Origin of the sequence: Methylomonas lenta (assembly GCF_001644015.1) — a bacterium.
In the GTDB taxonomy this organism is placed as follows: Bacteria; Pseudomonadota; Gammaproteobacteria; order Methylococcales; family Methylomonadaceae; genus Methylomonas; species Methylomonas lenta.
Genome location: NZ_LUUI01000049.1, coordinates 1 through 12,747 on the forward strand (window position 1 = coordinate 1; position 12,747 = coordinate 12,747).

Here is a 12,747-nt window from a genome sequence, read left to right on the forward strand (position 1 = left end):
TTTCACTGGAATACGCACAATAAACCGATTGAGCGAAAAACCCACACCTGTACGGTGTGCGAAACCGGGACCATGCGCCGCTTTAAACGCAAAACAGGCAGCGGCTACTTATGGGCCTGTTCAAGCGAAGAATGCAAGCATTTCATGGATGACAAAGACGGCAAGCCCGTTGAGTCCGTTGTGCATACCTGCCCAACATGCAAGACAGCGCCACTAAGGCGCTACCGAAAAAAAGACAAGGAAACGGGCAAGCCGAAGGGTGGTTTTGGTTGGTTTTGCACGAGTACAGATTGCAAAACCTTCCTTGATGACGCTAAAGGCAAGCCTCTAGCAGTTAAAACCGCGCCTTGCCCTGATTGCGGGCGAGTTATGTGCCGTCGCAAGGGCCAATACGGCTACTGGTGGGGGTGCAGTGGATACAAAGACGGCTGCAAAACCGTTATGGACGATAAGGACGGCAAGCCCATAAAACGAACACCAAAACTAACCAAATAGCTATAAATAACTATACCAAATTACTATATTTTGGTTTATACTGACAACCTACAACAACCATTCAACTTATGAGGGAAATTACCAAGAAATGACCGTCAAGCGTAACTAAATCCGGCGTTAAGCCGGGGCATTACCAAGCAATTTTTTATAAACCTGGAGTATGAAATGACAATGAAGAGAGTAACAGTATTAAGCGCTATTGCTCTGCTGGCCCTGCTAGCAGTTGAGCCTGCATTTGCGGCGGGCGGATTGGACAAGGTGAACACGTTTGTCCAAAACGTGTTAGCCGTCCTGCAAGGCATCGCTATTGCAGTTGTGACCTGCGCCATCATGTGGGCGGGCTATAAGTTTTTGTTCAAACACGCGGACATCGCAGAAGTGGGCAAAATTTTGGGCGGCGGTTTACTGGTCGGCGGTGCCGCCGAGTTAGCCGCGTATCTGCTGGGTTAGTCTGAATAAGCAGCAACGTAAAGGAGTGAACAATGAACCAAATGGAAGACGATCCGCGCGACCCACTGTTTAAAGGATGTACCCGGCCGGCTATGGTGTTGGGCGTACCACTTGTACCACTCACCATCGTGACCGGAACGGTCGTACTAATATCGATTTGGACATCCCTACTTGTCTCGTTGCTGCTTATTCCGCTCATCGTGGTAATGCAACTCATCACCAAACATGATGACCAGCAATTTCGATTGTTGGGGCTGAGAATCATGTTTAGGGGTGTTAATCGCCCATTGCTGAACCGGTTATTTCACTGCAACCGAAACGGCGAATTCTGGAAGGCATCCGCCTACAGTCCTATCCCCTTCAAACAACGCATCAAGTGAGGCGATATGTCAGCGCAACCTAAATATTTTCATCAAACCAACCACGAGAGGGCTGTAGCGCCGTTTTTGCCATACAGTAGCCACGTATCGGCAAATACCATCGTCACGAAAGATGGCGATTATATGCGTATCTGGAAATTGGCCGGCATCAGTTTTGAGACGGCCGACGCCGATGAAATCCTATTACGCAAAGAGCAATTGAATACCCTGTACCGTTCAATTGGTTCAAGTAATGTTGCTCTGTGGTCGCATTGCGTCCACCGACAAACATCGGACCGATTGAAATCTTCGTTTGATAACGAATTCTGCCGCGACTTCGACAAAAAATATTACGATTCATTTGCCGGTTATCGAATGATGGCAAACGAACTGTATTTGACTGTAGTGTATCGGCCGAATCCATCAAGAATCGATAAAGCGTTTGTGAGGGCAGGGCGGCGCACACACGCGCAAATCATGGCGGATCAACGTGCCGCAATCCGTAAACTAGACGACATCGCGTATCAAGTCGAATCGAGTTTGCGCCGGTATGGGCCGGATGAAAAACAAGGCGGTAAACCTGAAGAATTAACGACCTATGAAGAAAACGGCGTACTGTTTTCTCATGCCCTGTCATTTTTGAATTTCCTGGTGTCTGGTGAATGGCAAAAAGTACGTGTGCCAAAAGCCCCGCTTAACGAATACCTTGGTACCGCCTGGGTTTTCGTCGGTACAGAGACTATTGAAATTCGCTCTCCGACAAAAACACGTTTTGCTCAATGTATCGACTTTAAAGATTATAACTCTCACACGGAAGCAGGCATCTTGAATGGACTGATGTATGAGGATTATGAGTACGTCGTAACTCAATCTTACAGTTTCATGGCAAAACGGCAGGGTAAGGAGTTTCTTGAGAAGCAACTTGGGCAGCTCCAGAACGCAGAAGACGGCAGCGCCACGCAAATTGAAGAGATGCGCATAGCCATCGATCAATTGATTCAGGGTGAGTTTGTCATGGGCGAATATCACTATTCACTCATGATCTTTGGCGAATCCGTTGAAAAGGTTCGGCGAAACACTACATCTGCAATGACGATTATTCAGAATCAGGGATTTCTGGCCGCCCTGGTGGCGACCGCAACGGATGCCGCATTTTACGCGCAATTGCCGTGCAATTGGAGCTATCGGCCACGCGTAGCCGGCCTTACGAGCAAGAATTTCGCCGGCATGTCCAGCTTTCATAATTTCCGCGCCGGTAAACGCGATGGCAATCCGTGGGGACAGGCCATTATGATAGCCAAAACACCGTCAGGCCAACCACTGTATGTCAACTGCCATTACTCAAAAGGCGACGAGGACGCTTACGATAAAAAAGTGCTTGGTAATACCCGGATTATTGGGCAATCAGGAGTTGGTAAAACGGTTTTAATGAATACACTGCTAATGCAGGTACAAAAATACAAAACCAATGCACCGCTTGGATTTACATCAGTCTTTTTCGACAAAGATGAGGGCGCTAAGCTTTGTATTAAAGCCATCGGTGGCAAATATCTTTCTATCAAAAACGGGGTGCCGACAGGCTTTAATCCCTTTCAAATGGAAAAGAGCGAAGCAAACGTTTTGTTTTTGGAAAAACTCGTTCGCTCCTTGGTATCAGGGGAGGGCCAGCGGGTTACAACGTCTGACGAGCTACGGATCAGCCAAGCAGTTCGCACCGTCATGAATATGCCTGTCGGGATTCGCCGTTTATCAACGGTTATTCAGAACATGACAGAAGGTACCGATAAGGAAGATCGCGAAAACAGTATTGTGAAGCGGCTTTCACGTTGGTGTTATGACGATGGCAACGGCCGACAAGGGCCGTTTGCCTGGGTGTTAGATTGTCCGACCGATGTAATCGATTTCACCACTCATACGAATTACGGATTTGATGGCACTCACTTTCTTGATAATGCCGATGTTCGCACACCAATTTCAATGTATTTGCTGCATCGAATGGAGTCGGTCATTGATGGACGGCGGTTTATTTACTGGATGGATGAAGCGTGGAAATGGGTTGATGATGAGGCCTTCTCGGAATTCGCCGGCAACAAGCAGCTTACGATCCGTAAGCAAAATGGCTTCGGCGTGTTCGCAACACAAATGCCTAGCAGCCTATTGAATTCAAAAATCGCTTCAGCCCTCGTGCAACAGGTAGCGACGGAAATTTATTTGCCGAATCCAAAAGCCGATTTTAATGAATACGTCAACGGCTTCAAGGTATCCGAAGCCGAATTCGAAATTATCAAGAACATGGGCGAAGAAAGCCGAATGTTCATTATTAAACAAGGCCATCAATCGATGATTGGCCGCCTCGATCTCGCCGGCTTCGATGATGAGCTGGCAATCCTATCTGGTAGTGTCGATAACGTCGAACTGCTTGATACGATCACCGCCGAAGTGGGCGATGATCCGAATGTGTGGCTCCCAGTATTCCATGAGCGCCGCAAGGCTCGCGTGGCGTCCTCTAAATCGAAGTAATGAGGTGATTTTATGAAAAAAACTATTCTTTATGTGGCACTTTCGGCTCTATTTGCATCAACGGGGCAAGCACAGGAAGCGGTCATTGATATGGCCGCAATTGGACAGCTCGCCGCTCAAGCCTCGACGCTAGGCAAACAATTAACCGAGGCTAAAAATCAGGTTACGCAGCTAAAGAATACATACCAAAGCTTCACCGGTTCCCGCGACCTGGGCACCATTATGAACAACCCGGCGCTACGGAACTACTTACCGCAAGACTGGCAAAAAGTTTATGACAGCGTGAAGCAAGGCGGCTATGCTGGTTTATCGGGTACCGCAAAAACGATGTATAACCAAGTTTTCGATAGTTGTAAGCACATAACGATTGACGACGAACGCTTATCGTGTGAAGCGGCGGCCGTGAAAGGTGCGCAAGATAAAGGCTTTGCATTGGATGCGTACAGCAAAGCGCAAGATCGTATGGATCAAATTGACCAGCTTATGGCTAAAGTCAATGACACCCAAGACCCGAAAGCCATTGCCGAGCTGCAAGCCAGGATCGCAACCGAACAGGCCAATATCCAAAACGAGCAAACCAAGCTTCAGATGTATGCAATGGTAGCATCCGCAGAAGATAAGATGCAGCAACAGAATAAGCGAGAAATGAACGCTAGAACCTGGTCGGCTACAAAGGGCATTTCCGCTCAACCAATTACTTTTAATAATCCATAGGTGCGGCACACCTGCCGCCATGAAAACATAAGGAGTGAATCATGAATAGAACAGCAATATTGTTAGTGGCGGCATTTATGTTGTCAGTAATGGCAGGGTGCAAGGAAGAAAAAACTGATTCATCGGCGGCGGATACTCCGAAAGATTCAACTGCACAAGCGATACAAACCGTGGAGACAGTTCAAACTGTTGACTGGTACAAGGCGCATAACACGGAGCGTCATAGTATGTTAACAAAGTGCCACAATAACCCCGGTCAGCTTGGTGCGACACCTAATTGCATAAACGCAAGCCGCGCCGACGCATCCAGTGTATGGGCTTCAAGAGGGGGCGCTATCAAAGTAGCGCCCTTGACGGCCGCCGACCTCAAGCAGCATAAATAGGACATCTATATGGACCCGATGGTTTTTCAGTTTATTGGCGATACCGTCAAAAACGCAACCGATGTATTTGTTACACCGGCCGCTACGAATTTGATGACCGCCTTACAGTTAGTGGCCTTAACAGGCGTCACACTATATATCACACTCACTGGCTATGCGATTGCAACCGGCGCGGTGGAGTCGTCATTTTGGACGTTCGTTAAGCAGTGCATAAAAATCAGCATTATTGCCGTGTTCGCATTGACAGTAGACGGTTATGTCAATGGCATAATGGTGGCATTCGAAGGATTGGAAACTGGATTATCAGATGCTATGGCCACTGGTGGAGCGCCAGCGGGTTCCGTCTATGAAACGCTTGATACATCACTCGGCAAGGGCATTGCAATTGTCGAGCAATGTTTTCAAAAAGCTGATGAAGCGGGTTTTAACGTAGGATCGGCGTTGGGCTGGTTTGCCGCTGGCGTTACTGTAGCGATAGGCACAATATTGGTTTCCATGATAGGCGGTGCTGTAATTATCGTAGCGAAGTTCGCGGTTGCAGTCATGTTCGCCCTTGGGCCGATATTTGTCATGAGTTTGATGTTTCCTATTACAGCTAGATTTTTTGATAGTTGGTTTGCACAGGTGATGAATTACACGCTTACTGTCGTTATCACAGCTATCGTCATGACGTTCGCAATGACAGCCTACGATACTTTTGTGGCTGCCGCCGACTTTTCAGGGAGTGGCGACAGTAATCCAATGTTTGCGGCTATGCAGATCGGCGCTCTTACTGGTGTCCTCCTTTGGATCTTGTTGCAGGTAGGCGGCATGGCATCCGGCTTGGCTGGCGGCATATCAATGGCGGCGATGGGAATTCGCCACCTGATGATGCCCGTTACAGGCGGCCTTAATGCAACGAAAAGCGTGGGCAATATGATTAACCCAATGAGTACCCGCCGAGATATGCAGTCTGGAATGATGACGACGGCTCGCCGTGGCAACCATCTAATAGCCGGTAACACGATGTGGAACCCAGCGTACCGTCAACACGTCGCCCAAAACATGGGCAAGAACTGGGGTCGCGCAAGCGGCGGCAGCATCAAACAGTAAGCCCTAGAGCTATTCGAAAATAAACCGCTCTTTTCTATTGGAGAAGAGCGGTTTATTTTGTCTTTTAAATACCAAATTACTATACTTTGGTTTCCAAATTGATATATAATGGTACCCGTCAACAACCAATCACGGATAACAATTATGAAACTCGCAATCGTCATATTTTTTACTGCGGCGCTAACCGGTTGCGCTGGGCGAACAGGAACACTGCCCACGTTAGACGGCACCCAGCGGGTACCCATTAACAAACAGGTACCCGGAATGACGGCGCCAGAAGCAACCACTAAACCAACAGGAGAGTAGTCATGCCAGAAAGTAAACCCAACAGTTTGCACGATGAAGCCATGAATTGGGAGGCTTCTAAAACGTTAGAGAGGGAGCGATCCGAGCGGCGAGCCTGGACTGTCGCTATTGCGGCCACAATCATGACCGTTCTATCGTGGCTTGCAATCGTCTTCATGATGCCCCTGAAGACAACAGAAGCCTATGTTGTCCGCGTTGACAACGCAACTGGTGTGCCTGACATCGTAACCGCAATGGAAGACAAGAAAGTGACTGGTGACGAGGTAATGGATAAGTATTGGCTGGCTCAATACGTCCTTGCTCGTGAAACCTACGACTGGCACACGCTACAACAGGACTATGACAAAGTAGGTCTGTTGTCGTCGCCCAATGTCGGCAAAGAGTATGCCGAACTGTTCGAAGGAAAAGAGGCGCTCGATAAACGCTACGGCGAAAAAATCCGTGCAACCGTGAAAGTCATCAGCGTTGTGCCATCTGGCGCAGACACCGGCACTGTTCGGTTTATAAAAACGACAAAGCGAGTGGACGAAGAAGGGCCGGGGGCTACCACGTCTTGGGTGGCAACAATAGCGTTTGAATATCGCAATCCTTCCATCATTAAAGAAAGTCAACGCCTGGTTAATCCGTTTGGTTTCCAAGTGCTGAGTTATCGCGTCGATCCTGAAATGACTGGAGGCAAACAATGATCCGCAACCTTACGCTTTCTATTGCAATTGCGCTGGCGTTGCACAGCGCGGCCACTATCGCGGTGGACATTCCGCAAAGCTCGAAGTACGACAACAGAATCCAGCATGTTGATTACAATGCCGGTGATGTCGTTGTCGTCCGAACAGTGCCGGGCATTAGTACCCGAGTCGTTTTTAGCCCTGGTGAAAACGTTCTGGATATAGCATCCGGATTTACGCAAGGTTGGAATTTCCAAGACCGCGAAAACGTTTTATACATTAAACCGCAATCTATCAAAGGCGAAAACGGGCAGCCGTCTATGCCGCCCGAGGCCGGAACATGGAATACCAACTTGCTCGTGAAAACGAACTTGCGGCTATACGACTTTGATTTGCATCTTCTCCCTGGCTCCAATAGCGGCGCACCAGCCACCAATCAGCGAATATCTTACCGTGTCGAATTCCGTTATCCGGAGGAAGAAGCGGAAAAAGCAAAAAAAGCATTAGAAGCGAAAGCCGCCAAAGTGAAGCTGGATGCCAAAACAGCCCCTCGAAATTGGAATTATTCCATGCAAGTCGGGCCGGATTCTGAGGGCATCGCGCCAACTCTAGCTTATGACGATGGCCGGTTTACCTACCTCAAGTTCCCGAACAACAGGGATTTCCCGGCTGTGTTTCTGGTGGCCGCCGATAAAACCGAAAGTCTAGTGAATACGCATGTAGACAAAGACGTAATGGTCATTCAGCGCGTCGCGTCCGAATTGGTTTTAAGACTGGGTAATGCGGTCGTCGGTATTTATAACGATAGTTACGACATCGACGGTGTACCGGCAAATGAGGGCACAACGGTACCGGGAGTGAAGCGCGTCATTATTTCAGGAGAGGAGACAAATCATGAATGAAGTAAACCACCAAGAAACCGAACTACATGCGTTCGAAGGTGAACGAGGGATGCCCAGTGTCAACGAGCGGGGACCGTCAACCGCAACACGCGGGGTGATCGTCTTTTTCATTTTGCTATTCATCGTTCTGGCTGGAAGTCTGGGTTACTGGAAATACCAGATTAACCAAGAGCGCAACGCGCAAAATACCGCCCAAAAGGAAATGCAAATCACAAGTGCAGTGCCATCACGCACCTTTACCGACCTTCCCGCTAAACCACAGGCGGCACCCGCTACGCCGGTACCGGCCGTGATTCCCATTGCGGAAAACAAACCGCCAATCGTGTTTGATAAATCCGGACACTCACAAATGGCAGACAGCAAACCGCCACAAGTATTAGACAAATCCGGATCAATCATGATGGTCGGGGGCGCAAAAAACCAAGATGCCAGCGTAGCGTCCGGAGCCGCATCGCCGACATTGCAACATGAAGCGCCAGGCGAAATGGCGGCACTATTAACCTCGACACGCACACCGCCAAGGTCTGCCGGCACTCTGGGGAACCGCAATTTCATCCTTGCGAAGGGTAGTTTTATCGACTGTGCATTGCAAACTAGGCTGGATTCAACCGTGCCGGGTATGACCGCCTGTGTGATTACCCGCAATATTTACAGTGACAACGGCAAAGTGTTGTTACTCGAACGCGGTTCTACTGTCACTGGCGAATATCAGTCAAACCTGAAACACGGGATGGCTCGAATATTCGTGCTATGGAATCGCATCAAAACCCCAAACGGCATTGTAATAGCGCTCGATTCGCCGGGTACCGACCAACTCGGCGGCTCCGGCCTGCCTGGCTACATTGACAACCATTTCTGGGATAGATTTGGCGGAGCCTTGCTACTGACATTTATTAACAGCGCTGCACAAGGCCTATCAAGTTATGTCGGAAATCTAAGCAGTCAAGCGGGCCTTCAGCAGAACTTTAACGGTGGCGGCGGCCAAAACAGCGCCCAAAACGTAGCCACAGAAGCCTTGCGCAATTCCATCAATATTCCACCAACCCTGTACAAAAATCAGGGTGAACAAGTCGGCATTTATGTTGCCCGTGACCTTAACTTTTCGAGTGTATACGATGTCTCAGCAGCCCAATGATTACATTGCCGGTGAAGTGAACCGGGCCACGTCTGTCAATTACCATTTGGAGTTCGTTCGCGAATGGATGGCCGACCCTCAAATTACCGAAGTTGTGGTAAACAGACCTTTTGAAGTGTGGTGCGAAAGGCAAAACGTGTGGGAAAAGCACGAAGTGCCTGAACTCACATTCGAACACTTGATGTCATTAGCGACCGCAACGGCCAAATTTGCTAATAATGACGTGTCAGACACAAGGCCGATTTTATCGGCCATCCTGCCTGGTGGTGAACGTGTTCAAATCGTGCTACCGCCAGCATGTGAACATGGCACGATTTCAGTCACGATCCGGAAGCCATCTTTTAATGTTCGAACCTTAGCGGACTATGAAAAGCAAGGTTTTTTCAACCACATTCGGCCAATAGCCAGCGAATTGAACGAAGATGAAAAGGAACTGTTACGCCTCAAGGAAAGCCATGATTACATGCAATTCCTACGTCGCGCAGTTCAACTTGAAAAGGTCATTGTTGTAGCGGGTGAAACGGGATCGGGCAAAACAACGTTCATGAAGTCCTTGATGGAAGAAATACCATCAAACCAGCGCATCATTACGATAGAAGATGTGCCGGAATTGTTCTTGCCATCACACCCTAATCATGTACACCTATTCTATCCAAGCGAGGCCAAAGAGGAAGAAAACGCACTGGTAACGGCGGCGGCGTTGCTAAAAAGCTGCCTACGGATGAAGCCTACTCGCATTCTGCTTGCAGAATTGCGCGGTGCTGAAACATTCGATTTTATCAATGTGGCCGCGTCCGGGCATGGTGGCAGCATTACCAGTTTACACGCAGGATCGCCGCAACTCGCATTCGAGCGTTTGGCGTTGATGATTCTACAAAACCGTCAAGGCCGAACCCTGCCCTACCCTGTTATACGCCGCTTACTGTATTTGGTAGTCGATGTGGTGATTCATATCCACAACGATACAGAAGGGGGCGCTGGCCGACATATTACAGAAGTGTGGTTTGAGCCGACGCTTAAACGCAAACCTTCCCCGGATGTCGGCGCATAGCGTGTACGTGCAATTGGCGACCGGCGGCCGACATCGATCGCGCGTCACTGTCACCATTGGAGACAAACACGCGTCCGCCGGCGCGTCTCGCTGTCTCCAAATTATTCAACTGGCGACAAAACAAGCTTACCTGGTCACTTGAAATGTCACCAAGCGTGTAAATAAGGACTGAACGATGGAAATGCCTAAATGGGTTAAATGGTTAATCGGAATCGTAGTATTTGCCGCCGCAACAATAGCCATTGTGTGGTTAGCCGGCTTTATGTTCTTTGTGCTTAGCAAGACAAACCCGTTCGATAAAACCGAATGGTTAACTTGGTGGACATACTATCAATACTATCAGGATGATCCGATCATCTTTAAGCGGCTGAAGGTGTCCGGAATCATTGCGGCCGTTATCGGTTACGGTGCGCCTCTTCTGGTAATTAGTGACTTAATGCGCGAAGTTCGCACGTTGCATGGCGAAGCCCGCTTTGCGAACACCAGCGAGATAGAGAAAGCCGGTCTATTAGGTAATGATGGAATCATTGTAGGCAAATGGAAGGGGCGGTTTTTACTCTTCCCTGGTATGCAGTTCGTTCTACTGGCAGCAGGGACTCGAACAGGCAAAGGTGTTGGCATTGTTATACCGAATTTATTGAATTTTTCGGAGTCGTTGGTTGTGCTGGATGTGAAGCTGGAAAACTTCATGATTACCTCTAAGTTTCGCGCTCGCCACGGGCAAGAAGTTTACTTATTCAATCCGTTCGCGGCGGATGGACGGACACACCGTTATAACCCACTGGGCTACATTAGCAACAATCCGCGGCTTCGCGTAACAGAAATCCTAGCCATTGGTTACGCGCTATATCCTGGCGCAAGCAGGGATTCATTTTTTGACGATACCGCCCGAAATCTGTTTCTGGGTTTGACCTTGTACCTATGCGAAACACCGGGGCTGCCTCGCACGTTTGGCGAGCTTCTTCGGCAATCGTCCGGTAAAGGTCAACCAATCAAAACGTACCTTCAAAACCTAATTGTCACCCGCAACTACAGAGAAGTCGAAGAAGTAGACGAAGACGGCGTTATTACAAAAACACTGGTTCCAGTTCTCCTTTGGGATGGCGAGGGTTTACCGCCGTTGTCAATGGAATGTGTTGATGCTCTGAATCGCTTTACATGCACGTCGGATAACACACTGTCTAGCATTCTCACCACGTTTAACGCACCGTTGACCATTTGGGTTAGCCCGATTGTCGATGCCGCGACTAGCGCCAACGACTTCGATCTACGAGACGTGCGCAAACGGCGCATGTCTATCTATCTAGGCATTCCCGCTAACAAGCTTGCTGAAGCCGAATTGTTGCTCAATCTGTTTTTCTCTCAGCTAGTGAATCTCAACACCGATGACCTACTGTATTCGAAGCCGGAGCTTAAATATCAATGTCTAATGTTGATGGATGAATTCGCCGCACCTGGCCGGATCGGCATTATCGACAAATCCAATTCCTACATGGCCGGGTACGGTATGCGAATGCTAACCATCATTCAGTCGCCGTCTCAGATTGAAGCCGAACCCCGGAAAGGTTATGGCCGCGAAGGGGCCGGGACGTTGATAACGAACCATGCCCTGCAAATCCTATATACACCCCGAAAACAAAGCGATGCAAACGAGTATTCGGAAATGCTGGGCTATTACACATTTAAGGCGAAAGGATTGAGCCGGCAACGCGGCGGCCGCAACGAGGGAGGCCACAGCGAATCCGAGTCAGACCAAAAACGAGCCTTGATGCTCCCGCAAGAACTCAAGGAAATGAGCCTTCGGAAGCAGATTATCAATCTGGAAAACACCAAACCTATCCAATGCGAAAAGATCGCCTATTACGCGGATCATGTATTCATTGACCGCCTTAAATCGGTATCGCCCACACTTGCGGCACTAGATAACACGCCTATTCGAAAATGGCTCCGCAAGAAAGGTATCAACATCAAGGCAAAGCCCTCTAAAGACCTTTTAGAAGCGACCTGGGGCAAAGGGGAACTGGCAAGCGCCATTCCACTAATCGATCTTGATTTGCACGATGCTATCGTGCAAGAACGCAGTCGGCCAATGACGACAGCAGACATTTCAAAAGGTATCGACCTTAGTAAGCTCGCCATCGATGCATCGAGAATTCCGGTTCCAACCGGACCCGATTTACAGCCTGAAGAAATTGAAGCATTTGTCGATGACTTTTTCAGCGCTCTTGATGCCGTGAACGAATATGAAGAAGTCGAGGCCGACCAGCAACCAAAGGCCGATGTCGGCAACGGCATTGATGATGAACGCCTTGAAACATTCCTCGACAACATCTTTGGGCCAAGCAGCCCAACAAAACACCACGACGAGGACGGCGTAAGTGAGCGGCCTAGCGATGAAGAACTCGAAGCGTTAGACGCCCAAGCAATCAATGAAATCGAACGCGTGGAACCATTGGATGACGAACTCGCGGGCATGATGGAAGACTTTTATCCGGACGATGACGGAATAATGGACGAAACGGAAATGCTTGCCGCCATGGCAGCCGAAGAGTCGGCGGACTACCCGAGCTGGATCGATGAACCAATACTTGATTTAAGTGTGCTTGAAAAGCCCATTCCACCAAAAGAGCGCGATTGAATTAAGGCAATGAATTTGATTGATGCTCGAAAGGGCA

General features: G+C 49.0%; 12 protein-coding genes and 1 pseudogene. All 13 read left to right on the forward strand.

Annotated elements, in window-relative coordinates; all coding sequences use genetic code 11:
• Positions 1-495 (forward strand): annotated as a pseudogene (locus A1359_RS22670) (hypothetical protein); the annotation flags it as partial.
• 171 nt (positions 496-666) lie between these two features.
• On the forward strand, positions 667-945 hold the full coding sequence (locus A1359_RS03450) for a TrbC/VirB2 family protein (protein WP_198159257.1): 279 nt from the start codon (positions 667-669) through the stop codon (positions 943-945).
• Positions 946-977: 32 nt separating this feature from the next.
• The gene (locus A1359_RS03455) at positions 978-1,325 is read left to right on the forward strand and encodes a type IV secretion system protein VirB3 (protein ID WP_066978070.1); all 348 of its coding nucleotides are present in this window, start codon (positions 978-980) and stop codon (positions 1,323-1,325) included.
• 6 nt (positions 1,326-1,331) lie between these two features.
• Positions 1,332-3,824, forward strand: coding sequence for a VirB4 family type IV secretion/conjugal transfer ATPase (locus tag A1359_RS03460; RefSeq protein ID WP_066978073.1), 2,493 nt, complete (start codon positions 1,332-1,334; stop codon positions 3,822-3,824).
• 12 nt (positions 3,825-3,836) lie between these two features.
• The gene (virB5, locus tag A1359_RS03465) at positions 3,837-4,538 is read left to right on the forward strand and encodes a P-type DNA transfer protein VirB5 (RefSeq protein ID WP_066978075.1); all 702 of its coding nucleotides are present in this window, start codon (positions 3,837-3,839) and stop codon (positions 4,536-4,538) included.
• 41 nt (positions 4,539-4,579) lie between these two features.
• The gene (locus tag A1359_RS03470; protein WP_232322093.1) at positions 4,580-4,921 is read left to right on the forward strand and encodes an EexN family lipoprotein; all 342 of its coding nucleotides are present in this window, start codon (positions 4,580-4,582) and stop codon (positions 4,919-4,921) included.
• A gap of 9 nt (positions 4,922-4,930) precedes the next feature.
• A complete protein-coding gene (locus A1359_RS03475) occupies positions 4,931-6,013 on the forward strand; it encodes a type IV secretion system protein (RefSeq protein ID WP_066978078.1) in 1,083 nt (360 codons plus the stop codon).
• A gap of 144 nt (positions 6,014-6,157) precedes the next feature.
• A complete protein-coding gene (locus A1359_RS22220) occupies positions 6,158-6,319 on the forward strand; it encodes a conjugal transfer protein TraI (RefSeq protein WP_157200450.1) in 162 nt (53 codons plus the stop codon).
• Between the two features lie 2 nt (positions 6,320-6,321).
• A complete protein-coding gene (locus tag A1359_RS03480; protein WP_066978080.1) occupies positions 6,322-7,005 on the forward strand; it encodes a virB8 family protein in 684 nt (227 codons plus the stop codon).
• Complete coding sequence (virB9, locus tag A1359_RS03485; RefSeq protein ID WP_066978083.1) at positions 7,002-7,886, forward strand: P-type conjugative transfer protein VirB9; 885 nt, start codon at positions 7,002-7,004, stop codon at positions 7,884-7,886. The genes A1359_RS03480 and virB9 overlap by 4 nt, the downstream gene beginning before the upstream one ends.
• On the forward strand, positions 7,879-9,021 hold the full coding sequence (gene virB10 / locus A1359_RS03490; RefSeq protein ID WP_066978086.1) for a type IV secretion system protein VirB10: 1,143 nt from the start codon (positions 7,879-7,881) through the stop codon (positions 9,019-9,021). Before virB9 ends, virB10 begins: the two co-directional genes overlap by 8 nt.
• Positions 9,002-10,072, forward strand: coding sequence for a P-type DNA transfer ATPase VirB11 (virB11, locus tag A1359_RS03495; RefSeq protein WP_066978089.1), 1,071 nt, complete (start codon positions 9,002-9,004; stop codon positions 10,070-10,072). The genes virB10 and virB11 overlap by 20 nt, the downstream gene beginning before the upstream one ends.
• 175 nt (positions 10,073-10,247) lie before the next feature.
• On the forward strand, positions 10,248-12,710 hold the full coding sequence (locus A1359_RS03500; RefSeq protein ID WP_066978093.1) for a type IV secretory system conjugative DNA transfer family protein: 2,463 nt from the start codon (positions 10,248-10,250) through the stop codon (positions 12,708-12,710).
• The last annotated feature ends 37 nt before the right edge of the window (positions 12,711-12,747 follow it).